Source organism: Nostocoides sp. HKS02 (genome assembly GCF_009707485.1).
In the GTDB taxonomy this organism is placed as follows: domain Bacteria; phylum Actinomycetota; class Actinomycetes; order Actinomycetales; family Dermatophilaceae; genus Pedococcus.
On record NZ_CP046121.1, the window covers coordinates 1,514,463 to 1,537,877 of the forward strand.

Sequence of the window (23,415 nt, forward strand, 5' to 3'; positions counted from 1 at the left end):
CGCGACCGCAAGAAGGGCAGGGGCGCGATACACGTCTACCTCATCAGCCTGAGGTCGCTGACCGCCCAGCCGTCCGGTCCCCACCGTTCGGTAAGCCGGATGTCGAAGCGAGCTCCCTTGACGTTCGCGACCACCGCGCCGTTCGCGTCGATGATTCGCTTTGGGGTCTCCTCGGCCAACACACTGATGACCGCCCGTGCGCTGGTGCTCTCCGGAACGATCCACGCGGAGTGGATCGCGAGCGCGTCGAGATCTGTGTGCTGCTGCTTTCTCTCCAGCGCTTCGACAAGGTGGACAAGGGCATTGCATCCCTGGCACTCCGGACGGGCCAGCCCTCGCATCAGACTGGCGTCACCGGCATGCGCGGCAGCCGAGTACTGCTTGAGGTAGAACTTCGCGAAGGCCTGGGCGCCCGCGTGGGTGTGCTGGGTGGCCTCGGGCGGCAGGCTCACCGGCCGGGTCGTCCTGGTCATGGACGGCGAGACTGGGGTCGTCGCAGACCCCGATGATGTGGGCGGGCTCGACGTCGATGTGCTCACCGACCCCGACGGGGCGTTGCCGTCGGCACTGCACGCCGACATCAGCACCCCCGTGACCAGCCACAGCCCAGCCCAGACCTGACGTGTGCGATTCACTGCTCCCCCTGCGTGCCGAGTTCCCCGAGCGTCGACATCGTGAAGTCTAACGGTTCCCCCCGTTTGCTGCGCTTTGCCTGTCCTCAGGTGGACAGACTCTCGCGAACCATCACATTCCGCTCGAGATGTTCGCCTTTCGATAACAGTCAGTTATCGTGGATCCATGATCGATGCTGCTGGCCTCCGCGTCATGAAGGCCATCTCCGACGAGGGAAGCTTCACGGGCGCAGCGCTCGCCCTCGGCTACTCCCAGCCCGCCATCTCGCAGATGGTCCGTCGCCTGGAGCAGCGCACCGGCACGGTGCTCGTCGAACGCGTCGGCCGCAACGTCCGCCTGACCGAGGCAGGCCAAGTCCTCGCGCGTCATGCCGTGGCCGTCCTCTCCGCCCTCGACGCCGCAGAGGAAGAGGTCGCCGCGATTGCGGGGCTCCGTGCCGGCCGGGTGCGGCTGATGGCGTTCCCGTCGAGCTCGGCGACCCTCGTCCCGCGCGCCTTGGCCTTGGTGAAGCAGCGCTTCCCCGATGTGCAGGTGACCTTCACCGAGGCGGAGCCGCCCGAGTCCCTGGCCGCGCTGAAGGCGGGCGAATGCGACCTCGCCGTGGCGTTCGCCTACGAGGGCGACGACCTCAGTCGCGGCGAGGAGGACATGGATCTCTTCGTCACCCACAAGCTCATCGACGACGAAGTCAGGCTCGCCCTCCCCCGTCAACACCCGCTCGCCGCCGCGGAGATGGTGGAGCTCTCCGCCCTGGCCCAGGAGAACTGGATCGCGGGGTGCCCTCGATGTCGCGGTCACCTCCTGCAGATGTGTGCCGCAGCCGGCTTCTCACCCCATGTCGGCTTCGAGACCGAGGACTACGTCGCCGTCCTGGGCCTGGTCGCCGAGGGCTTGGGAGTGGCCCTCATCCCTGACCTGATCCTGCGGACCGCCCACCACAACGACGTCGTCACCCTGCCGATGAAGCCCGCCTCGCGAAGGACCATCAGCGTCGTCACCACTGCCGACCTGCAGCGGGTGCCCGCGGTCCAGGCCACCATCGACGCCCTCGTCGAGGCCGCCAAGGCAAAGCCCCGGGTGCTCGCCAGCACCTGAGCCGGGTCAACGACCGCGCCAGGTCACACCGACCCGACCACCCTCCTCCACGACAGCCACATCCCCTCGCTGGTCGGTCCGGAACACCGCAGACCCGTTGCGGCGCAAGACCGCCAATGCCTTTGCCGATGGGTGCCCGTAGTCGTTCCCCTCACCGACACTGATCACCGCCACCGGGCTCCGCACGGCGTCCATGAAGGCCTCATCGAGGTTGGCTGACCCGTGGTGGGGCGCCTTGACCACGTCGAACGACTGCGCCTCGGCAGCCATCGCCGGGCTGCGTCGCAGCTCCAGCAGCACGGCGTGGGCGGCCTCGCGCTCCACGTCGCCGAGGAGCAGCAGGTGGACCGGCCCGGACCGGACGGCCAGCACGACACTGGCATTGTTCGGCACCGACCCCGAGGCGATCCGGCGGGCCGGCCACCACACCTCCGCCGTGACGCCGCTCCACGCGAGGTGGTCCCCGGCATACAGGTCGCGGATGGGTATGCCGCGGGCGCCGGCCCACCTCGCGACCTCCCTCCACTGGTAGGGAGGCTCGCGCACCGGACTGGCGAGGATCTCGCCCACGTCCCGCCCGGCGAGCGCACCGGGGAGGCCGTCGACGTGGTCGGCGTGGAAGTGGCTGAGGACAACCGAATCCAGGACGGTGACGTGGAGGCGCCCCAGGCAGCTGTTGATCGCCGCCGGATCGGGCCCTGCGTCGACGAGGACCGCGTGACCCGGTGTCGTGGCCAACACCAGACCGTCACCCTGGCCCACGTCACACGCGACGAAGCGCCAACCCGCTGGGGGCCAGGTCAACGCGGTCGTCGGGGCGAGGAAGGCCAGCAGCGTGATGGCGCCAGCCAGGGCCAGCACCGGGTGGAGGGACACCTGATGGAGCCACCACCGGCCGGTCACCACCACAGCGACGGTCAGCGCCGTCAGCAGCAGCGCGCCCGGGGCGCCGTCGAGCCACGGCAGGGTGCCGCCGGGGACGGTGGCGCACGTGCGCGCGACCCAGGCGATCCCGAGCGTCGGGAGAGCCCCGAGCCAGCACAGCATGGTCGCGCCGAACGGCCACAGCGGAGCCACCACCGCGGCGGCGACCCCGCAGACGGTCGCGGGTGCCACGAAGGGAGCGGCGAGGAGGTTCGCGAACACACCCATGACCGACACGGAGCCCTGGAGGAGGACCACGACCGGGGCGCACATGGCCTGGGCCGCCACCGGGATCGCGATGGCAGGCCCCCACGACCGGAGCCGCGTGGGCAGCCGGCGCCCGATCGCCTCCCCCAGCTACGGGTGAACAGCAGCAGCCCCAGCGTGGCCAAGGTCGAGAGGGCAAAACCGTAGGACCGGCTCAGCCAGGGGTCGACCACGAGCAGGACGATGACCGCAGCCGACAGCACCGGGATACCCGCACCACGGCGCGAACGGCTGAGACCGATCAGGCCGATCACGCCCATCGTGGCGGCGCGGACGACGCTCGGCTCCGGTCTGGCCAGGACGACGAACCCCGCGAGCGCCGCCACCGCGACCGCGGGCCGCCCCCGTCGAGGGACGCCCACGAGCGCCGCCGCCCCCATGGCGAAGGTCAGCACGATCGCGACGTTCGAGCCGCTGACGGCTGACAGATGGGTCATGCCGGTAGCCAGCATGGCCTCGGTGAGATCGGCAGGGGTGCGGCTGGTATCGCCGATGACCAGCGCGGGGATCAAACCTCGGGCGTCCGCAGGCAAGGGTTCGGCTGCTCGGCGCAGGCCGGCCCTCAGGTGGTCGGCCGCCCGCGGAACCAGCCCGGGGGGCGCCACCGGCGACGGCCTCGCCAGCGGCCTGAAGACGGCCACGACCTCCTCACCGGGATCGGCCGGGATGAGGGTGCCGCGGGCGCGGATGGTCTCGTGCCACCGAACCGCCTGCCAGGACTCGTCGCCGATCACCCGCACGGGCGTGGACACCCGCGCCTGGCGCCCCCGCCCGGTCACCTCGTGCACGTCGACGGTCAGGCGAACCGTGGCACCACCGAGGTGCGCGCTGACCAGCATGGGATCACTGGTCACCCGGCCAGTGATCACGACGGCAGCGTGCTCGGCGGCGAGCGCCCGGACCGGCCCGGTCTCGTGCAGGGCGCTCTGCGCCGCAGCCGCAGTCAGCACCACGCTCACCGCCGCGAAGACGAGCGCGAGCAGGGGGACCCACGATGCGCCAGGTATGGGAGCGGCCCCCGGGGTTGGGCGTACCCGGCGCCCTCGCCGGCGCCGGACGAGCAGGAGGGCGGCGACGGCGAGGACTGCGGCGGCCGCGGCATTCGCCTGCGGTGGCAGGCCGAGTGCGGCAGCACCGACGGCCCACCCAGCCATCGCGGGCACCAGCATGCGCAGATCAGCGACGGCGGGCGGACCACCCCGCTCGACCCCACTCACACGGTCACCTTGGGTCGGAGCTGGGCGAAGATCTTCTCCCCGATGCCGCTGACCTCGCCCAGCTCGTCGACGGAGGCGAACCGGCCGTGCTCGGTGCGCCAGTCCACGATCCGCTGGGCCAGAACCGGCCCGACCCCGGGCAGGTCCTCGAGCTGGGTCGTCGAGGCGGTGTTGAGGTTGACCAGCGCGGACGCCCCACCGGCGCCCGCCCCCGTTCCAACACCGGTCCCAGGCCCACCCGCGGCCCCAGCGACGCCACCCGTCGCGACCACCTCACCCGGCTTTGGCACTCGCAGCTGCTCGCCATCGACGAGCAGCCTGGCGAGGTTGATCGCCGCGAGATCTGCCCCGCGGCTGGCGCCCCCGGCTCTGGCGACCGCGTCGGCAACCCTCGAGCCTGCGGGGAGCCGAAGCAGGCCTGGCCTCGCGACCTGGCCGACCACATGGACGGTCACCGTCGCCGTCGGCGGTCCCCCACCGCCCGAGCCGGTGGCCGACGCCGCGAAAGCCGTGGCTCCGCCGCTGCCCGTCGCCCCTCGGGCCGCCACGGCCGAACCAGACCGCGACGGCGCCACCACATGGGGCGTGCTCGCCGCCCTCGCCATGGCGACCCGCACACCGAACCCGGCGGCGCTGAGCAGGACCACGATAACCAGCCCGACGGCGGCGGCCCGGGACCCGCTCACCCGCGCACCGCGCAGCGCTGCCGGCAGGGTCAGGAAGCGCGGAGGTGGCGGTGCGGGTCGCCGATGACGCCCTGGTCGGGCGTCGGACCGCTCCCCCACCGAGGTCGGTCGCACCGGCAGCCACGGCTCCACAGCCGGCTGGTCCGGCCGTGTGTCCGCGGTCGCGTCCACGTTGTCCACGGTCGCGTCCACGGTCGCGTCCACGGTCGCGTCCGCGGTCGCGTCCGTCTCGTCCGCGTCGTGCGCGTCGTCCGCGTCGCGTCCGGGTGCTGCGCGACGCTCGGTCGACGCGAGCAGCGCACGGAGCCGTGGCGAGGGCTCGGTGGGGCGGCGACGCAGCGGCATACGCGAACGGTAGGAACCGGGGGCACCCCGGCTGGAACCGGGAAGGGCACGTCTGTGGACAGCAGGCGGGGTGCGATCAGCCTGTGGAGGACGCGTCCTTGCGAGCCGAGATCCACAGCTCGATATTGCGCCGGTGTCGGTAGATCACGACCACGGCCAGCACGACACACCAGGCACCGCTGTCGCGCGTCCCGAACGGGACCCAGCGCAGCCAGCTCATGAGGCCGAGCACCAGGAGCACGACGCAGGCCGACACCGACGCCCCGGCCACCCACCGCAACCGCCACACCAGCAGCCCGAAGATCGCGACCATGAGCAGGCCGAACCACGGCTCCACCGCGAGGATCGCCCCCAACGAGGTCGCGACCCCCTTGCCGCCCTGGCCCTTGAGGAACGGTGACCAGATGTGGCCCAGGACCACCGCGAGGCCGACACACAGGGCAGTGATCGGGCCGATGAGCTGTGCCGCTACGACGACGGGGACGAGCCCCTTGAGGACGTCGAGCACACCGACCAGCACACCCCACCGAGCGCCCAGGACCCGGCCGACGTTGGTGGCGCCCGGGTTGCCGGACCCGGAGCGCCGCAGGTCCTTGCCGAACACCCTGGCCAGGATGGTGGCGGGGTTCACGGCCCCGATGACGAACGCCGCCGCCGAGGCAACCGGGAGCTTCGTCACCTCCCACACAGTGGCGTGGTCGGTGACGATCATGTGCTCGGGCGCGGCGAGACCGCGACGGCCAACGTCCCGGGGCCGACATGGGCGCCCACGACGGCGCCGAGCTCCACCGTGACGACCTCGCGAGCCGACCCCACGCGTGCGCGCAGGCGCGCGGCCAGGTCCTCGGCCCGAGTGGCCGAGTCGAGGTGCTGCACCGCGATGTCGACCTCGTCGGGACCCTCGCCGGCCGCGGCCGCCAGCTCCTCGAGGCGCGCCAGCGCGCGTGACGAGGTACGCACCTTCTCCAGCCCGCGGATGTGGCCCTCGACGAGGCCGAGGATGGGTTTGATGGCCAGGGCTGAGCCGAGGAACGCCGACGCGGACCCGATGCGCCCACCCCGGCGCAGGTGCTCGAGGGTGTCGACGTAGAAGACCACGGTCGAGGCCTCGCATCGCCACAATGCTTGTGCCGCAACGTCTTCGGCCGACCCACCTGCTGCGGCCAGCTCGGCGGCCGAGACGACGGCGAACCCCATCGCCATGCCCAGCGACCGCGAGTCGACGACGGTGACCGGAATCGGCGAGTGCTGGGCCGCGAGGTGTGCGGACTCCACCGTAGAGGACATGTCAGCCGAGATGTGCACCGAGACCACGGCCTCCGCGCCGCCGGCGGCAGCCTTCTCGTAGGCGTCGAGGAACGCCTGCGGCGAGGGTCGCGACGTCGAGACCGGCGTAAAGCTCCGGAGCGCTGCCGCCACCTCGGCCGTCGTGACGTCGACACCCTCGCTGAACTCGGTGCCACCGATCACGACGTGCAGCGGCACGACCTGGATGCCGTGGGCGTCGACGACGGACGACGGCAGGTATGCCGTGCTGTCGGTGACGATCGCAACGCTCACCCTCGAAGGCTATCCAGTCCGCCGCTGGGGCTGCCGCTCAGGCCGGATCTGCCGCTCAGGCCGGAACGACGTTCACGAGCTTGGGCGCCCGCACGATGACCGTGCGGATGCCACCCTCGGTGGCGGCCCGGACCTTCGGGAGCGCCAGCACCTGCTCGCGTAGCGTGTTCTCGTCGATGTCCGCGGGCACCTCGATGCGGTCACGCACCTTGCCCTTGATCTGCACGACGCAGGTCACCGTGTCCTCGACCAACCACGCCGGGTCTGCCACCGGGAAGGTCGCGAAGGTGATCGACTCCTCGTGACCCAGCCGGGACCACAGCTCCTCGGCGATGTGCGGCGCCAGGGGCGCCACCATCACCACCAGCTGCTCGGCGGCCTCGCGCGGCACGGCCTCCAGCTTGGTGAGGGCGTTGTTGAGCTCGATGAGGCGGGCGATCGCGGTGTTGAAGCCCAGCGCGGCATAGTCGCGCGAGACCGCGTCGATCGCCCGGTGGAGGGCTCGCGTGGTCTCGGGGGCCATCGCCTCGTCGACGACCCTGACCTCACCGGTCTCCTCGTCGATCACGTTGCGCCACAGGCGCTGCAGGAACCGCTGGGCACCGACGACCGCGCGCGTCTCCCACGGCTTGCTCAGCTCGAGGGGACCCATCGACATCTCGTAGACGCGCAGCGTGTCGGCGCCGTACTGCTCGAACATCTCGTCGGGACTGACGACGTTCTTGAGCGACTTGCCGATCTTGCCGTACTCGCGGGTGACGGGCTGACCACGCCACGTGTAGCTCATCTCACCCGACTCGCCGGCGACCTCGACCACCTCGGCCGCCTCGACGGGCTGGCCGCGGTCGTCGCGGTACGCCGCGGCCTGGATGTAGCCCTGCGAGAAGTACCGGCGGAACGGCTCCTCACTGGTCAGGTGACCCAGGTCGAACAGGACCTTGTGCCAGAACCGCGCGTAGAGGAGATGCAGCACCGCGTGCTCCACCCCGCCGATGTAGAGGTCGACGCCACCGGGGTCGCGGGTGCCTTCGGGCGCGCCGAGCACGGGCGTCGCCTGAGGCCCCATCCAGTACTGCTCGTTGCCCGGGTCGACGAAGGCGTCCTGGTTGGCGGGGTCGAGGTAACGCAAGTAGTACCAACACGATCCGGCCCAGTTGGGCATGGTGTTGGTCTCTCGCCGGTAGGTGCGAACCCCGCGCCCATCGCCCAGGTCGAGCTCGACGTTGACCCAGTCCTGCACGCGGCCGAGGGGCGGCTCGGGGCTGCTGCTGTCGTCCTCCGGCTCGAAGGTCTTGGGCGAGTAGTCGGGCACGTCGGGCAGCTCGATCGGCAGCATCGACTCGGGCACCCCGTGGGCGTTGCCCTCCTCGTCGAAGACGATGGGGAACGGCTCGCCCCAGTAGCGCTGGCGGCTGAAGAGCCAGTCACGCAGCTTGTAGTTGACCGTGCCCTGCCCGAGCTCCTTGGCCGACAGCCACTCGATGATCGTCGCCTTGGCCTCGGCCACTCCCAGCCCGTCGAGCGAGATCTCGTCGTTCGCCGAGTTGATGGCAGGCCCGTCCCCGGTGAACGCCTCGTCGTCCGGATGCCCCTCGCTGGGCTGAACCGTCCGCACGATGGGCAGTCCGAACCGGGTGGCGAAGTCCCAGTCACGCTCGTCCTGACCCGGCACGGCCATGATCGCGCCAGTGCCGTAGCCCATCAGCACGTAGTCGGCGACGAACACCGGAACCTGGTGTCCGTTCACGGGATTCGTGGCCCATGCGCCCGTGAAGACGCCGGTCTTGTCCTTGCCCTCGGTCTGGCGCTCCACCTCGCTCTTGCGTGAGGCACTGCGCTGGTATGCCGCGACCGCAGCCTGCGGTCCCGACTCGCCACCCGTCCAGGCCGGGTTGGTGCCCTCGGGCCAGTCACCCTCGGGGACAACAGTCGCCAGGAGCGGGTGCTCGGGGGCGAGCACCATGAACGTCGCCCCGAAGAGGGTGTCGGGGCGGGTGGTGAAGACCTCGATGCCCTCGGCGTGACCGACCACCGGGAACATGACGCGAGCGCCCTGGCTGCGGCCGATCCAGTTGCGCTGCATGAGCTTGACCTTCTCGGGCCAGTCCACGCGGTCGAGGTCGTCGGCGAGCCGGTCGGCATACGCGGTGATGCGCATCATCCACTGGCGCAGGCTCTTCTTGAAGACCGGGAAGTTGCCCCGCTCGGAGCGGCCGTCGTTGGTGACCTCCTCGTTGGACAGCACGGTGCCCAGGCCGGGCGCCCAGTTGACCGGCGCCTCGGAGGTGTACGCGAGGCGGTAGCCGTCGAGGATCGCGTGGCGCTCGTCGGAGGACAGGTCAGCCCAGCCCCGACCGTCCTCGGCGGGCAGCGGCCTCGTGCCGTCCTCGAACTGGGCCACGAGCTCGTCGATCGGGCGGGCCCGGCCGCGACCACCGTCTGCGCGCACGGCCTCGGGGTCGTACCACGCGTTGAAGATCTGCAGGAAGATCCACTGGGTCCAGCGGTAGTAGTCCGGGTCGATCGTGGCGATCGTCCGTCGGTCGTCGTGACCGAGCCCCAGCCGCCGCAGCTGGCGCTTCATGACGACCATGTTGGCCTCGGTCGTCGTGCGCGGGTGCTGGCCGGTCTGCACGGCGAACTGCTCGGCGGGCAGGCCGAAGGCGTCGTACCCGAGGCAGTGCAGCACGTTCTTCCCGGTCATCCGGTGGTAGCGCGCGAACACGTCGGTGGCGATGTAGCCCAGCGGGTGGCCGACGTGGAGCCCGGCGCCACTGGGGTAGGGAAACATGTCGAGCACGAGGAGCTTCTCGCGACCGGCCACCTTGTCGGGCTCAGCCCAGGGCCCGGCGGGGTTCGGTGCGTGGAATGTGCCCTCGCGCTGCCAGCGGTCCTGCCAGGCGAGCTCGATCTGCTCGGCCAGCTCGGCGGTGTAACGGTGCGGCGTCTCGGTCATGTCATCCTCGGTTCGGGTCTCGGCGAACGGATCTGCTCACAGAAAAGCCCCTCGCGCAGGAGGGGCTGGCCGCGGTGGCCTCGGGTGGTCCCGTGGGCCAGCGCGGCTATCGAAGAAGCAGCAGCTGCCGTGCCATGGGCCCTAGGTTAGCGCAGGGCTCGCAGCGCGCTCGGCGCGCTGTCGGCGCGGCGGCATACGCTCACCCGCATGACCGCACCCGTGTCCACCTCCGCCGACCTGCGCGCCGTCCTCGATGCCGTCATGACGGGGTTCGCCGTGGTTCCCGACGACGGCTGGGGGCGCCCCGCGCACGGTCTCGACTGGGACTGCCGCGACACCGCCGCCCACCTGCTCGACGACTTCGGCTTCTACGCCATGAACCTGGCCGGGCGGTTCCCCCCGCAGGACGACTACCTCGACCTGCTCGAGCCCGCGCCGTGGCAGCCCAGCAGCCCGCCCATCGTCTTCTGGCCCGACCCCGCCAAGGGAACCGAGGCCATCGTGCGCTGCGTCGACGGGGTCGGCGGCCTGCTCGTCGCGGTCACGGCCACCGCTCCAGCTGGGCACGTGGGCTACCACCCCCGGGGCAACGCCGATGCCTCCGGCTTCGCGGCCATGGGGATCGTCGAGGCGGCGGCCCACGCCTGGGACGTGCTCACCGCCCACGACGTCGAGTTCCGGGTGGACGACGCAATCTGCGAGCGCGTGCTCACCCGGCTTGTTCCCCGGCGCGATCCGCACCGATGACGCGTGGCAGGACCTGCTGCGCGCCACCGGCCGCACCGAGGAGACCCGCGACCTGCCCTGGACCTGGGACTCCAGCGTCCGCGCGACCTACGGCCCCTAGGTCGCGGGTTCGGCCGGCCGATTCGCGTCGGCTCAGTCGCGTCGGCTCAGTCGTAGTCCCACCCGTGGAGCGGCACGGCCATGGGCATCCACTGCGCGCGTGACCTGGCTTCGTCCAGCAGCGAGCCGACGTCGGCGTTGAACCGGTCCATTCCTTCGGCGATGGCCAGGAGCAGGACGTCGATACTGCGCACCGGCGTGGTCCACTTCAGCAGGACTCGGGGCCCCAAGGCCCTCCGCAGCTGGCGCATGTGGCCGAAGTTGGCGCGCCGACCGTCCCACACCCCGACCTGGATCAGGCTGGCGCCGGCGTCGAGGCACAGTTTCGCCGCAGCGATCTCCTGCTCGAGGTCCATCCGCCCGACATCGATCACGGCGCGGGAGGAGGCCCCCTGGTGGTGAGCCGCGGTGGTGACGGCCCCGAGGGCGGCGGCGAAGGCGCGACCGCCGTCGACCTCTAGTCGCTGTTGGGTCGCGATCAGCGCGATCACCGTGGCGCCCCGGTCGACCAGCGCCCTGGCCTGGTTGGTGAGAACCGCGAGGCCGTCGAGCGGTCCACCGCGCGCGTGGAAGTCGAGCGCCGTGCCCACCTCGACGCGCGAGCCCCTGACCGCCTCGGCCGCGACCCGGACGTGTTCTGGCCGGCACAGGACGGCGCCGAGCCCGAGAACGGACGCCTGGCGGGCCCGTTGCGCCACGTGCTCCGCGGTGAGCTCTGGCGCGTGCGCGCGCATCTCGAGCACCTGGGCCACGTCCTCGACGGACATGATCCGACGGTCACTGCGCACTGGACGGGACGGGGCGCTCAAGCAGGTTCCTCTCACGGCGGTCGGCCCGGGTGCCGCCCAGGCGGTTGGCTCGCGCGGCGGTTGGCTCGCGCCCCCGTGACGGCACGAACCGGAGTACCGTAGCGCAGTCAATCGGGGTCATCGACATCGATCCCCGCCCTTCCGGAGGCGAACACGACCAAACGATCTTCGCCGTTCGCACTGCTCGGGCGCGGGCGACCGGTCGCGGCGCTGCCCGACAATGGACCCATGACGTGGTGGAGCCTGCTCGTCGCCCTGGCGGGCGGACTGCTCATCCTGTGGCTCGTGCTGCTGGTCACGTTGTGGCAGGCGCGCCCGGACGACCTGCGGCTGCGCGACAGCCTGCGGCTGCTGCCCGACCTCGTGCGCCTGCTCAAGCGGTTGGCCGCTGACCCGTCGGTGCCCCGCGGGGTGCGGGTGCGGCTCTGGCTGCTGCTGGCCTATCTCGCATCGCCCATCGACCTCATCCCCGACTTCGTGCCCATCCTGGGGTATGCCGACGACGCAGTCATCGTCGCGATAGCGCTGCGGTCGGTGACCCGTCGAGCCGGTCCGGAGAGCCTGGAGCGGCACTGGCCCGGCACCCCGGATGGGCTCGCCGCCATCCGCCGCCTCGCGGGGCTGCCCGACCCCGCCCCCGACGACCACGCCTCTTCCGCGTGACCCGAAGGGGCTTCGTTCGTCATACCTCCGACCCTCGACCGGCCAGGTGACGCTGGGGCTGCACGGACGGCTGCCAAGCCCCGTCGTCACCTAGTTGCTCCGTCAGCGTGCGGCACTTCGCCCACTAAGGGCGTCTCACGTATTCCCGCGTACCGGCTCCCCCGCTCGCGCGGGAGCAGGTACGCGCAGACTTGGCAGCGTGACGCATTTGGGTAGTTGGCAGTTCCCTTCCTGGCGGGTAGTTGCGTCCATCGGGCTCCATCTTCCCCGGTTGTAGAGTCGAACCAGGCGTGTACTGTCGCCAGCCATAAGGGACCATTTGCGTGCTGCAGGGGGACAAGTGCCTGACGATTCGGATCTGCTGCTAACACGTCTTGCCCATCGATTCGACACAGATGATCGCCCTCTTGCCGTCGTCCTGGGGTCCGCCATCTCGCATCAGGGCGCGCATCGCGGCGTTTCGGATGTCAAAGGGATTGTGGCGGCGGGTCTTGCTCGGTTTCCGGAGGTCGATGCCGACCAGTCACTCCTTCGCGCGCTTGAGTCAAGCGCGGTCGATGTGGGCGAGATCTATCGGAGCTTCATGGGCCGACTTGTGAAGGCGCACGGAAGGGCTGCGGCTGACGCCCTAATCCGGGACGCAGTCCTTCTAGCTTGGCAAGGAAGCGGATCGCCTGTTGACGATGGGCTATCACCAGGGGACTTGGGAAACTGGCAACTCACTGATGGTCTTGTGGGTCTCGGCAAGATCGCGGTCAGTCGCCCTGATGCCCTCAAACTCATAGTGACAACCAACTTCGACCCGCTCATCGAGGTGGCGTTGCAGCGCGTCGGCGTGCCAACGAGGCGGAGGATCATCACTGCGGACGCGCCAATCTCCGATCCCGGTCCCCGAGCAACGAATGCCGTCGACATCGTCTACGTTCATGGCTTCTGGCATGGAGCCCCAACGATGCACACGCCCGAGCAGCTCATGTTCTCCCGCCCAAGGCTACAGGCAGCCATTGTCAACGCGCTGAAGTCCCATGACGTGTTCGTCATGGGTTACGGGGGATGGGACGACGTAATCACAGGCGCCCTGGAATCACTGACGCTGGACGACGGTGCCGCCGCTGAAGTGATGTGGGCATTCTACGAGTCTGATCCTGTGGTCTTGCAGACGAGAAATCGGACTCTGCTCAGCAGAGTCGGACGCCTTATTATCGAAGGCCTCTTTCACCAATATGCGGGAATAAACTGCCATCAACTGCTTCCAGAGCTGGCACGAAAACTCGATTCAGGCCGGGCGGTGGAAACTACCGCACTCGTGGGTGAAATTCCCTCTGGCTGGATGCTCGTCGATGACGCCCTCATAACAGGCGCCAGAGGCCTTCATTCGGATCAAGACCTTCGAGCGTATTTCGACGGACGCTCGCCCGACTGGGCGGTAGCCAGTTCGTCGGTAGTTCCATCCATGGCGGTCGTCGATCAACTGTGCGAACCTCTATTGGATTGGCGCAGTGAACGGCCTCTGTGGCAGTTTGTGCTCGCCGCCTCGGGGGATGGAAAGTCAACAGCGCTAATGCAGGCAGCGTGTCGGCTGGCGGCCTCGGGGTGGCGCGTACTTTGGCGGCCGCACCCTGGGGCATCGTTGAACCCCCATGAGTTCCTCTGTCTTGCAGACGATGTCCCGACCGCGATTGTCATCGACGACGCAGACAACTGCGTAGACGAACTCAGGGAGCTCGCTGACAAGATGCAGCGTCGGAACAGCCTCCATCTAATCGCCGCTTCACGCCTTGCAGACTGGCGGTATGCAAACGGTGAAGTCGAGGACTTCGAACAAGTGGAAGGGAGAACCATTTCCATCGGCTCCCTGAGCAGGAGGGAGGGGCGCGAGGTTATCGATGCGTGGGCCTCCGTACCTCAGGGGCTAGGTCAGTTGGCCCAGGTCGATCCCGGCGAACAGCGGTTGGAGCGCCTGCTCTCCGCCGTAGCGTCGGACCGCCGCAGCAACGGCTCCCTCCTCGGCGGCCTATTCCGATTGAGGTACGACAGGGAGGGTCTGGACGCGCATGTCAACAGCATGCTTGATGCCTTGGAGCGGCAGGGAATTGAGGGCTCCCACGTCTCGTTGCTGAAGGCCTTCATTTACGTGAGTGCCATCGAGGTCGCGGGCCTTGATGGAATCGACCGCCGCCTATGGGCCGATCTGCTCGGCATTGACGTGCGATTCCTTCGCAGGACGGTCGAGTACAGGTTGGGCACCGAGGCAGCCACCGCACGCGCTGGGGGACTCGTTCAGGTGCGGCACCCTGAGCTGGCCAATAGCGCGATCCGTCTGCTCCTGGCTAGAGATCGCGGCGTCGAATTGGGCGATGTCTACGCGGACATTGTCGCCAGCGCCATTTCATTGGGACGACAATTCGACCTTCGCAATTACTCTCGGATTGTCCACCTCAGCACTCAACTTCCCCAGAGCCTGGTCAGTGTTGGGTACCTGCGAGATAAGGCGTTTGCAATTGCGCTGAAAGCTGCGCGGGCCTCGATCGAAGCCGAGCCAGCGCTACTCGTGTATCAGACAGATTTGGGCTCCTTGTTGCGGAAGGCGCACAAGACAAAGGAGGCCATTGAGCTCTACGGTCTGGTAGACGAGCAGGTTAGGAACTTTCGTGATTGGAGACGCGCCGCGCCCGGGTTCTACTTCGACTACTCCCTAGCGTTCTCAGATGCCTCAGATCCCTACAGCGCCTTGCTTTGCATCGCGGCGGCGTGGAAGTTCGAGGCTGGAAGCATCTCCCGAGCCGACTCAGGGAAGTACTTCGTTCAAATGACACGCTTCTTCTTGCAGGCCTATGAGGAGACGATGAGTGATCGAGCGAGGCTGGCCCTCGCTGGCACCGCAAGGCTTGCCGACTTGGCGATGATTAGCGCTCAGGATCATGCGCTCTGCGTGGCCAATGCGGCCGCCGGCAAGGCGCCCGCACGCTCTGGGCTTTCGGCATCTCAGGCGTATGAGTTGGTTGACAAAGCGATCCTCCTACTGACCCGCGATAGGGGATCCCAGACCCTGCCGGGGTACCAAACCGGAGAGCTTCAGCGAAAGACCTCACATCTGCTGGCCCTCGTCTAGCTCACACCCCGTCTGCTCTCGGGACGAGCGGATGACAGCCGTCGTCGCCGCCCCTGAGCTTTCGCCAAGGCTCCGGAACCAGCATCGTTGGTGGGTCGCACCTGAACCCTGTGGGGCCACGCCTAACCACCCAGCCCGAATCCTGTGGCTCACGCCGTTGGCCAATCGAGATGGCGAAGGTCGCGCAAGCCAGATCCGCGCCAAACTCGGCAGGCCCGAGTAGGGCCTAGGCCATTCATGCAGCGCCGGACAGCCGGTCGGTCATGGGATTCTCGGACGCATCTGAGTTGGCATCGCTGCTCTCGGAGGCGTTGCTCGGAGCCCGAAGCGCAACGCAGGAGGCGACTCCTCCGAGAGTGCCCCATGCCGCCGCCAGTCGGGCGGCACCCAGAAGCGTGTCATGCGATGGGGAGAACTCCGCTCGCCAGTGCGATACCGAAATGCCACACCGCACGCGTGGCCCGCGATCATCGGTTCCGTCGGCATCTGTCCCTTTGGGCTCGCTGGCGCTCAACCGGGGTGATCGACAGTCATGCCGTGCCGGATGGCCGCCTGAAGGGCGTCGGTGTTGACGTCTGCCAGGCGCCGGAACCTGATGCAGTAGCCCGTGACGCTGGCCTTACCGATCAAGGCGCCGTAGGTGCGCGCCAAGTAAGTCTTGTCCTCGAGACCGAGCACGTAGACCGAGATGCCCGCCGTGTTGGCGCTCACGCCGACGCGGAAGAACTCCCGCGATGAACCATCGGCATAGGTGATCGTGTAGACGCCGTAGCCAATGGTGGGGTTGGCCACGACCTTGCCGTCCGCGTTGAGGCCGTCGTTGAACCACAATCTGCAGTCAGGGAAATCCGCGAGCACCTGAGCGTGCACTTGCCGGAGGTCGGCCTGCTTGGGCTCGGGCTGACCAGCCAGGTATGCCTCGACGTGACCGGGGATGTCCATGTCGTGCCAGGTGTCCATGGCAGATGGACCGGCGCGCGCGCCCGAAGTCATCGCGCCCAGAGAAGGAGCCGCGTCACTTCGCCGCCAGTGAAACGGGCGATCCACGCCCCTCAAGGATGTCGCTGCGGCCTGAGCAATCAGAACAGCCCTTTCCACACCAGCAAGCCAAGCAGCACGACCACGATGATCGCGCCGATGAACAGCGCCCCGCCGATGTCCTTCTGCCGTTCGGCCCAGGAACTAGATTTGGGGGCGCGTGCTGGGACGTCGTCAGCCGGTCGATCGGTGTCGCTCATGAACATCGCCTTTCGCCCAAGCCCCGGCCCTCGACTAGCCTAGAACGCCGGTGGCCGCCGCGCATTCGCCCCAGTCACCCCGTGCTTCATCGCAGGTCCGGACCAACGTCGTGGCACGCCAGGGCCCTACCACCGAGAAGAAGCCGACGCTTGGTCGCGAGGCAACCGCCAACGTGCCGGAACAAGTCACCGCACGCCATCTACTCGCGTAGGCCGGTATCGCAGGGCGACCGCCCCCGACCGGAACTCATGGCGATCCACGAGCTCGAGCTGGATGCGCTCGCGCAGACCGGCGAGCAGCGTCGGCCCGTGCCCGGCAAGGACCGGCTGAACCAGGAACACGTACTCGTCGATCAGTCCTAGATCTGCCAACGCCTTGGGGAGGGTCACGCCACCCACGAACAGGCCCTCGCCTGGCTCCTCCTTGAGCCGCTGAACCGCGTGGCCCAAGTCGCCACGCACGAGCTCGGCGTTCCAGTCAACCGCGGTCAGCGTGCTCGACACGACGTACTTCTTCGTCCGGTCGATGGCCTCGGCGAACGGGATCTCCCACTCATCCATCCAGTCAGGCCAGGTGCCCGTGTCCGGCCGCCGCCACGCCGACTCCATCATCTCGTAGGTCACCCGGCCGAAAAGCAGGGCATCGGCTCGTTCCATCTCAGCGGCCCAGTAGCGCATCGACTCCTCGTCGGGGGGAAGCCCCGCCTCGTGGTGGCAGCACCCGTCGAGTGTGACGTTGATCGAGTATCGAAGTGGTCTCATCTCGTTGCTCTCCCTTGAGGCGCGCAGCGCAGGCGCCCGTTCCCACCTACTCAACACCGTCCTGGGTGCGAGCAGACCGCAGACCGCGGGACTGGTTCGGCGATCCGCTCAGCGGCGGTCAGGTGCCCCACGGACTCTCGACGTCCACCGACCTGAGCATGACTTGTCCGCGTCTCCGCTACCGGACTCGCACGCACTGGACCTCTCGCGTCGGTAGGTTCCAGAGATGTCATGTCGCAGCCCTGCCCCGGCGCGCCTCAGGGCGTCCGCCGGAGGGGCAGCGCAGGGTGCGTCGACGTCGACTCTGCGGGGTGACCGGTGGCATTGAGCTGGACGCTCATGGTCGTGGCGGCGCTTGTTGGTGGGGTTCGCCAAGACGTCCATCGGTGGTGTGGCCACCATCGCGGTCGCGCTGTTCGCCTTGTCGCTCCCGACGAGGGAGTCGACTGCGGCCCTGCTCCTCCTGCTGCTCGTCGGTGACTGCGTGGCCGTGTGGCACTACCGCCACGCTGCCGACCTGCGGCTCCTGCGGACCCTGATTCCCGCGGTCCTACCAGGGTTGGTGCTCGGGTCGCTTGTTCCTCAGCCTGGTGGACGACGCGGTCCTTCGTCACGGCATCGGCGTGATGCTGTTTGTTCTCGGCCTGCTGCAGCTGGTGATCCAGCGGGCCGAGCGGGAGATCGAGACTCATGCCTCATCCCGGTGGGCCAGCCTGTCGACCGGCTTGGCTGCGGGTTTCACCACGATGACCGCGAACGCTGCAGGGGCGGTCATGACGCTCTACCTGGTGGCGAGAGGGGTCGACAAGCGACGCTTCTTGGGCACCAACGCCGTGTTCTTCCTCGGTGTCAACCTGTGCAAGCTGCCCTTCAGCGCCGGTCTCGGCCTGTTTTCAGGGGCAACGCTGGTGCGGTCCCTCGCGCTTGCTCCAGCAGTGTTGCTAGGCACATGGGTCGGGCTTCGGACTGCTCAGCGCCTGAGTCAGGCCCACTTCGACCGGGCCGTGCTCGTGGCCACCCTGGTTTCAGCCGCGGTGCTGATTGTGGCCTAGCCCGACGGGCGACCGGGCGCACCAGCCGATGTGGTTCGACGTCCGTCAGCCCAGCGAGTTCGAGTCAAGCGTTGTCAGGGTGTCCTCGATCCAGTCGGCGGTGTAGGCACCGACGTGCGGGAGGTGGTCCAGACCGATGTGCTCCGTCGCACCCTCGTCAGGTGTGAAGACGCGTAGCGTGCGCGACGCAGCATTGGTGGCCTGGTCGTACGAGCGGTACGCCAGCTCGACAGGGATCTGTCGATCCTTCTCGCCGTGCGTGATCAACAGGTGGCAGCGAACTTGTTCGATCACGCCCTCGAGGGTGACGCCTTCCGCGTACTCGATGAACGTGGGGATGTCCGAATGTCCCCAGACCCACAGCACGTGCTCCCAGTAGTGGGGCACGGGGTTCTCCCCTTCGCGCTCCAGCCGGCGCTTCTGCACGCCACCCCAGTTGTGGTTTGCCCCCCAGGCCACCGCGAAGGCGAGACGGTGCTCGAACGCTGCCGCCCGCGGGACGTAGTAGCCACCCAGGGACCAGCCGACGAGTCCGATTCGGTCAGCGCGCACGTCGGCGCGGGTCTGCAGGTAGCCGACACACGCAGACGCCCACCCCTCGGTTTCGATGCGGGCCGTGAGGCCTTGGAGGCGCAGCGCTTCGCCTGATCCTGGGCAGTCGACCTGAAGCACCGAGATGCCTCGGGCAGCCATCTCGGTGGGCCACCCGGAGCAGTACATGTGTTCCTTGGTCGAGTCCAGCCCGTTCCACATGATCACGGTGGGCACCGGTGAACCGTCCGTGCTGGCGTTCGTGAAGTATGCCGGCAGCGTGGTCCCCTCGAACGGCACCTCCACTCGGGTGGTGGCGGGGTCGACCAGCTCGAAGGAGCGCTCGATCACCTCGAGGAGGTGCTTGTAGGTGGGGATGCGGTCGGGGGACGAGTTCGACAGCATCCGCTCGGCCTGGCAGAGGTACGCCGCTGAGCGGAAGTACTTCTGCCCAGCCGTGCGCTCGTGCCCCGCTGCTTCTGCCGCCGTGGCTTGGGACTCGAGCTGGTCAGCTACCGCGCGCCACGAGGACATGAACTGCTGCGTCCCGACGTCCGCGCCTTTGTCGGCCAGGTCGCGGATCGGGCGGCAGGCGCGGTCCACCTCGTCGATCATCCCGCCAGAGTTGAGCGTGGCGACGACGCCGAGGTTCCAGATGTAGTTTCCAGGGAAGTACTCGAACACGGCTGTCCTCGTCTAGGTCGGTAGGAGTCTTGACCCGACTCTGCCGGTGCCACGGGCTTGGGAAAACCCTGCATTGCTGATGCCGCGCATCGACGAGGCGACTGGCCCAGCCCGCGCTTTGGCGTTTGTGCTCACGAGGGAACTCGAACTGGAACCAACTTCTGCTGATGCCCGGCATTGGTGACTCGTGGTTCCCGATGAGCCAAACCTCGACTTTGCTACGGACATGACCGAGATCCTGACCACCTCCCAGTCAGCCACCAGCAACTCCAACGTGGCCGGCACGGGCATTTCCCTTGGCATCACGCTCTACTCACTGACCTCGGAGTGGGCCGCAGGTCAGTACACGTTCGAGTCCCTGCTCGAAGAGGTCTCACGACAGGGCTTCGGGCCCGGGGTCGAGTTCAACGCGGCGCAGATGCTGCGCACGTACCCGGATGTCGACGAGGAGTTCGTCCGCCTGTGGCACTCCACCATGGAGCGACTCGAGCTGGAACCGAGCGCCATGGGCACCAACCTCGACATGGGACGTCGCGCGGATCGCGACATGACGCCGGACGAGGAGTATGACTTCCTTTCGATCCAGCTCAGGACCGCCAATCGCCTCGGCTTCAACCGAGTGGTCATCCGAAACGCTGGTCGAGAACTCCTTCGGAGACTGCTCCCCCTGGCTGAGAAGTACGACCAGCGACTGGGTTACGAGCTCCACGCGCCGGCAGGCCCCAACGACCCCAAGATCCTCGCCATCCGAGAGACCTACGAGGAGCTGGGTTCGGACAGGCTCGGCTTCACGGCCGACTTCAGCTCGACCATGCACAGCCTCTCCCCCACCCTGTTCAGGACCCTGCGCACGATGGGCCTCCAGGACGAGCACCTCCAGGCGATGCAGGAGTTTTGGCGCGCGCCGCTGCCGATGCACGAGCGCAATGAGGCCTTCGAGGAGTACCTGCGGTCGCAGGGTGTCGACCCCAAGAGCCTCGGCCCGTTCTCACGCCTGGCATTCAACATGCACGGCTTGGTCCCACCTGAGGAGTGGCAGGACATCATGCCGATCATCTTCCACGTGCACACCAAGTTCTTCGACATCGACGAGCACGGCAACGAGCCAGCGATGGACCTCCCGCGAATCATCAAGCAGTTCGTCGACGGCGGCTTCAAGGGCTACCTGTCGAGCGAATGGGAGGGCCATGCGTTCGCAGACCTCGGCGAATCGGACCCCATCGACCTGGTCAAGAAGCAGCACCACCTGATCCGACAGTCCATCGAACAGGCCGTCGCCGACCGCAGCACCAACGAAACCTCGAGGTGACCCCGTGGCTACTCACAACACCCTCTTCCAGCCCAAGGACGTCCGTCTGCACCCGGATGGCCTCGCCATCTCGGTGCAGCTGCCCTGGTACCGCTCCCTATGGCTGTCGGCCGTCAAGGACGTCGCCGTGCGCGTCGACGGACAGGACGTCGCACGTGAGGACCTTCGGTTCGTCCTCCGCGACAAGACCTACCGGGTCGACGAACTCCCCGAACAGTCGGACACCCTGTGGTTCCTGCAGGACCGTGCGGACGTGGTGATTTCCTGGGAGCCGAAGGCCGGGCCTTTCACCCTCGAGCTGACGTTGGAGCTGCGACTCCTGTACATGCAGATTGCACCCGGTCGCTACGTCCCCAACCGGGTCGTGGTCGAGAAGACGATCGATCCGGCAGTTCTCACGTCGGCGGCCTGAGGACTTCAGTGCCACCTCGCGCGAACGATTGGGTTCTCTCTGCCAGCTCGTTCAACTGGACCCGGGACATTCTTCGCGCGCTCGAGTCCCCGCTCGACATCGTTGCGCGGGTCATGGCGCGACAAGTCTGCCCGGTCCTGGAGATCGAGGCTGGCCAGTGCTTCCGGTCCTTCCCCTCGATGCACCCGGACGAGGTGGACCAGATGCGGCAGGCGGTGGAAGCCGAGGGTGCCCGTGTCAGCATCGTGGGACTCGGGCTCGACGACTGGGTGACGCCCACACAGCGCCGCACCGAACGCGAGCGGGCGGCATTCGTGTCGCCTCAGCTCCGCGCGGCCAAGCAGCTCGGTGCTGTCGGCGTCCGGCTCCCGTTTGGGCAGCCTGACCGCTCCCTCCTCAGAGAGCTGCTCCCCCTCCTGCACGAGCTGGACTTGGTGCTGTATCAGGAGATCCAAGGAACGCAGGGGCCTGGCACGGGCGGGTACGAACAGGCGATGGAGGCCCTCGAGGACTTCAGCGATCAGCGGCTCAGCATCGTCCTCGATTCCAGCATGGTCACGCCGCAGCTACCCATCAGCTATCTGGAGGCCGTGAGTCAGGCTGGGCTACCGGCTGGATTGCTCGAACGGGTCACCACCGAATGGGGAAGCCCCGAAACCACGGCCGCGATCCGGAGCTGCCTCGCCGAGGGACAGGTCCCACCCAACGCGATGGCTCTCTACATGACCATGATCTTCCGCTTCGGCACCTGGACTGTCGCAGACCTCGAACCACTCCTGGCCCACGTTGGCGCCGTGCAGTTCAAGTTCTGGGACCTGGACGACTCCGACGGCAGGGTGACCCGTCCTATTGCCGACCTCGGCGCCGCTTTGGACAGGGGCGGATTTGCCGGCACCTTGTGCAGCGAGTGGGGTGGACACGACTGGTGGAAAGGACCCGAAGGTGCAACCGAGATGACTTTGAACCACTTGGACCTTGTCGCCAGCGTGCTGGATCTACCCAGAGCCGAGCAGGCAACACGTCTCGGCAAAGAGCGAGCCTGAGATGGGTTGGGAGCTGCGCGAAGATGCCCTCGGCCCTGACCCCAATGGGTTCTCGCTGCGAGTCGGCCTGCCCTGGATGAGGTCGCTTCCGTTGTCCTGTGTGCTGCAGCTCGCCGTGACGATTGACCAGTGTGGAATTGACGCCGTGGACCTGCTCGTACATGTCGACGGCGGAGACCGGCCCCTGGCCGAACTCCCAGAGTCCAAACGGTGGTGGTTCCTCCAGGACCGACTCGTGATCACAGGGCCCCTCGAGGTACAGCTCGAGCATGAGTACGACGTCGAAGTCTCGATGCAGCTGCTGCTGCCGTACTTGAGCGCCGGCCCGGGGAAGGCGGCGGTCCTCCCATTTCATCTACGCAGACGACTCCGGGTGGGCGACGGAACCCACCCGGGCACCTTCCGCGACGTGTCCTGAGGTACCCGCGACAGAGCCGGTAAGCGAGCCGATTCGCTCGACGTCGATTCGCACCTCATCGTTGGGCTCGAGCGGAGGCGGGTCATGGCGGCCGCGGCGGCCCCACAGCTCCGCCAGGCAACCGCCACCACCCGTCGTCCCGGAGGCCAAGAGGTCACCAGGCACCACCAGCGAGTCGCGCGAGGCATAGGCGATCATCTGGGCGAACGTCCAGTTCATGTTCGACAGCCGGTCGTGGCCGACCGGTGCGCCATTGACTGAGACGCTGCAGTCGAGGTCGAGGAACCCATCCACCGTGTGCAGGTCGTCGACTTCGTCTGCCGTGACGACCCATGGCCCGATGGACGTCGCGAAGTCCTTGCCCTTGGCCGGCCCCAGTCCGACCTTCATCTCCCGGGACTGGATGTCGCGCGCAGACCAGTCGTTCATGATCGTGTAGCCAAAGATCGACTCGCGCGCCTGCTTCTCGTCCAGGTCGGTCCCCCCTCGGCCCAGAACGCACGCGACCTCCAGCTCGAAATCGAGGGCTCTGCAGGTCTTGGGTCTGGGAACAGCTTGGTCTGGCCCGTAGAGGGCGTGCGGGTTCGTGAAGTAGAAGGTGGGGGCGTCGTACCACGCGTCTGGGACACCCGAGGCGCCATCGACACTCTTGCGAACGCCTTCCACATGCGCCTCGAAGGTGACGAAGTCCCGGATGCTAGGTGGCCGAAAGGGAAGCTGGAGCGTCACTATATCGAGACGGACGCCGGCACCGCGGCGCGCTTCGGCACCGATCGCCAATGCGGGTTCCAGCCCTCCGGCAATGAGCGCACTCACCGATGTGCCGTCGGGGAGCGGGAACACCATGTCCTCG

The 23,415-nt window shown here is 67.9% G+C and carries 23 protein-coding genes and 2 pseudogenes; 12 read left to right on the top strand and 13 right to left on the bottom strand.

Going from position 1 to position 23,415, the window contains the following annotated elements:
* Positions 1–35 precede the first annotated feature (35 nt).
* Positions 36–473 carry a DUF6318 family protein gene (locus tag GKE56_RS07175; RefSeq protein ID WP_154683958.1) on the bottom strand — a complete coding sequence of 146 codons (438 nt, stop codon included), beginning with the start codon at positions 471–473 and terminating at the stop codon, positions 36–38.
* Between GKE56_RS07175 and GKE56_RS07180 the strand changes: the two genes are divergently transcribed.
* Complete coding sequence (locus GKE56_RS07180) at positions 472–621, top strand: hypothetical protein (protein WP_154683959.1); 150 nt, start codon at positions 472–474, stop codon at positions 619–621. The two genes, GKE56_RS07175 and GKE56_RS07180, sit on opposite strands and share 2 nt — an antisense overlap.
* A 177-nt stretch (positions 622–798) precedes the next feature.
* Entirely contained in the window at positions 799–1,728 is a 930-nt protein-coding gene (locus tag GKE56_RS07185) for a LysR family transcriptional regulator (protein ID WP_154683960.1), read from the top strand.
* Between the two features lie 6 nt (positions 1,729–1,734).
* Here GKE56_RS07185 and GKE56_RS17305 read toward each other — a convergent pair whose 3' ends face one another.
* The 6 genes and pseudogenes from GKE56_RS17305 to leuS all read right to left on the bottom strand — a co-directional run bounded on the left by GKE56_RS17305 (position 1,735) and on the right by leuS (position 9,683).
* On the bottom strand, positions 1,735–2,940 hold the full coding sequence (locus tag GKE56_RS17305; RefSeq protein WP_255424981.1) for a ComEC/Rec2 family competence protein: 1,206 nt from the start codon (positions 2,938–2,940) through the stop codon (positions 1,735–1,737).
* Positions 2,941–3,053: 113 nt separating this feature from the next.
* Positions 3,054–4,088: pseudogene (locus tag GKE56_RS18195) on the bottom strand (ComEC/Rec2 family competence protein); the annotation flags it as partial.
* A gap of 44 nt (positions 4,089–4,132) precedes the next feature.
* Entirely contained in the window at positions 4,133–5,167 is a 1,035-nt protein-coding gene (locus tag GKE56_RS17315) for a helix-hairpin-helix domain-containing protein (RefSeq protein ID WP_230209253.1), read from the bottom strand.
* Between the two features lie 76 nt (positions 5,168–5,243).
* Positions 5,244–5,846: a glycerol-3-phosphate 1-O-acyltransferase PlsY gene (gene plsY / locus GKE56_RS07205; protein WP_230209254.1), complete on the bottom strand. Its 603-nt coding sequence runs from the start codon at positions 5,844–5,846 to the stop codon at positions 5,244–5,246.
* 29 nt (positions 5,847–5,875) lie between these two features.
* A complete protein-coding gene (locus tag GKE56_RS07210) occupies positions 5,876–6,727 on the bottom strand; it encodes a DegV family protein (RefSeq protein WP_154683964.1) in 852 nt (283 codons plus the stop codon).
* A gap of 55 nt (positions 6,728–6,782) precedes the next feature.
* Positions 6,783–9,683 (bottom strand): leucine--tRNA ligase, encoded by a 2,901-nt coding sequence (leuS, locus tag GKE56_RS07215; protein ID WP_154683965.1) that lies wholly within the window; start codon positions 9,681–9,683, stop codon positions 6,783–6,785.
* Between the two features lie 207 nt (positions 9,684–9,890).
* On the opposite strand from leuS, the gene GKE56_RS07220 reads away from it, so the two are divergent.
* Positions 9,891–10,430 (top strand): maleylpyruvate isomerase N-terminal domain-containing protein, encoded by a 540-nt coding sequence (locus tag GKE56_RS07220; protein WP_154683966.1) that lies wholly within the window; start codon positions 9,891–9,893, stop codon positions 10,428–10,430.
* Positions 10,402–10,530, top strand: coding sequence for a hypothetical protein (locus GKE56_RS17820; RefSeq protein ID WP_255424982.1), 129 nt, complete (start codon positions 10,402–10,404; stop codon positions 10,528–10,530). Before GKE56_RS07220 ends, GKE56_RS17820 begins: the two co-directional genes overlap by 29 nt.
* A 46-nt stretch (positions 10,531–10,576) precedes the next feature.
* Here the strand turns inward: GKE56_RS17820 and GKE56_RS07225 are convergent, their stop codons facing one another.
* Positions 10,577–11,296 carry a hypothetical protein gene (locus GKE56_RS07225; RefSeq protein WP_154683967.1) on the bottom strand — a complete coding sequence of 240 codons (720 nt, stop codon included), beginning with the start codon at positions 11,294–11,296 and terminating at the stop codon, positions 10,577–10,579.
* 270 nt (positions 11,297–11,566) lie between these two features.
* Between GKE56_RS07225 and GKE56_RS07230 the strand changes: the two genes are divergently transcribed.
* Together GKE56_RS07230 and GKE56_RS07235 are read left to right on the top strand one after the other, a co-directional pair.
* On the top strand, positions 11,567–12,001 hold the full coding sequence (locus tag GKE56_RS07230) for a YkvA family protein (RefSeq protein ID WP_154683968.1): 435 nt from the start codon (positions 11,567–11,569) through the stop codon (positions 11,999–12,001).
* A gap of 559 nt (positions 12,002–12,560) precedes the next feature.
* Entirely contained in the window at positions 12,561–15,113 is a 2,553-nt protein-coding gene (locus tag GKE56_RS07235) for an SIR2 family protein (RefSeq protein WP_195908271.1), read from the top strand.
* Positions 15,114–15,623: 510 nt separating this feature from the next.
* Here GKE56_RS07235 and GKE56_RS07240 read toward each other — a convergent pair.
* From GKE56_RS07240 to GKE56_RS07250, 3 genes are all read right to left on the bottom strand, one after another.
* Entirely contained in the window at positions 15,624–16,073 is a 450-nt protein-coding gene (locus GKE56_RS07240; RefSeq protein WP_230209255.1) for a DUF1801 domain-containing protein, read from the bottom strand.
* Positions 16,074–16,192: 119 nt separating this feature from the next.
* Positions 16,193–16,351 (bottom strand): hypothetical protein, encoded by a 159-nt coding sequence (locus tag GKE56_RS07245; protein ID WP_154683970.1) that lies wholly within the window; start codon positions 16,349–16,351, stop codon positions 16,193–16,195.
* Between the two features lie 186 nt (positions 16,352–16,537).
* Positions 16,538–17,113 carry a dihydrofolate reductase family protein gene (locus tag GKE56_RS07250; RefSeq protein ID WP_154683971.1) on the bottom strand — a complete coding sequence of 192 codons (576 nt, stop codon included), beginning with the start codon at positions 17,111–17,113 and terminating at the stop codon, positions 16,538–16,540.
* A gap of 391 nt (positions 17,114–17,504) precedes the next feature.
* Between GKE56_RS07250 and GKE56_RS17825 the strand changes: the two are divergent.
* Positions 17,505–17,621, top strand: a pseudogene (locus GKE56_RS17825) (sulfite exporter TauE/SafE family protein); the annotation flags it as partial.
* 67 nt (positions 17,622–17,688) lie between these two features.
* On the top strand, positions 17,689–18,165 hold the full coding sequence (locus tag GKE56_RS07255) for a sulfite exporter TauE/SafE family protein (RefSeq protein ID WP_255424983.1): 477 nt from the start codon (positions 17,689–17,691) through the stop codon (positions 18,163–18,165).
* 45 nt (positions 18,166–18,210) lie between these two features.
* On the opposite strand, the gene GKE56_RS07260 is transcribed toward GKE56_RS07255, so the two are convergent.
* Positions 18,211–19,380, bottom strand: a complete 1,170-nt coding sequence (locus GKE56_RS07260; protein ID WP_154683972.1) for a S9 family peptidase — start codon at positions 19,378–19,380, stop codon at positions 18,211–18,213.
* A 226-nt stretch (positions 19,381–19,606) separates the two neighbouring features.
* Here GKE56_RS07260 and GKE56_RS07265 point away from each other — a divergent pair, with 226 nt between their 5' ends.
* The 4 genes from GKE56_RS07265 to GKE56_RS18200 all read left to right on the top strand — a co-directional run bounded on the left by GKE56_RS07265 (position 19,607) and on the right by GKE56_RS18200 (position 22,562).
* Complete coding sequence (locus GKE56_RS07265; protein WP_154683973.1) at positions 19,607–20,689, top strand: sugar phosphate isomerase/epimerase; 1,083 nt, start codon at positions 19,607–19,609, stop codon at positions 20,687–20,689.
* Positions 20,690–20,693: 4 nt separating this feature from the next.
* Positions 20,694–21,101, top strand: coding sequence for a DUF6379 domain-containing protein (locus GKE56_RS07270; RefSeq protein WP_154683974.1), 408 nt, complete (start codon positions 20,694–20,696; stop codon positions 21,099–21,101).
* A 113-nt stretch (positions 21,102–21,214) separates the two neighbouring features.
* Positions 21,215–22,144, top strand: coding sequence for a restriction endonuclease subunit R (locus GKE56_RS07275; protein WP_154683975.1), 930 nt, complete (start codon positions 21,215–21,217; stop codon positions 22,142–22,144).
* A gap of 76 nt (positions 22,145–22,220) precedes the next feature.
* Entirely contained in the window at positions 22,221–22,562 is a 342-nt protein-coding gene (locus tag GKE56_RS18200; RefSeq protein ID WP_370518473.1) for a hypothetical protein, read from the top strand.
* On the opposite strand, the gene GKE56_RS07280 is transcribed toward GKE56_RS18200, so the two are convergent.
* Positions 22,500–23,408, bottom strand: a complete 909-nt coding sequence (locus GKE56_RS07280; RefSeq protein ID WP_370518474.1) for a fumarylacetoacetate hydrolase family protein — start codon at positions 23,406–23,408, stop codon at positions 22,500–22,502. The genes GKE56_RS18200 and GKE56_RS07280 overlap by 63 nt on opposite strands.
* Between the last annotated feature and the right edge of the window lie 7 nt (positions 23,409–23,415).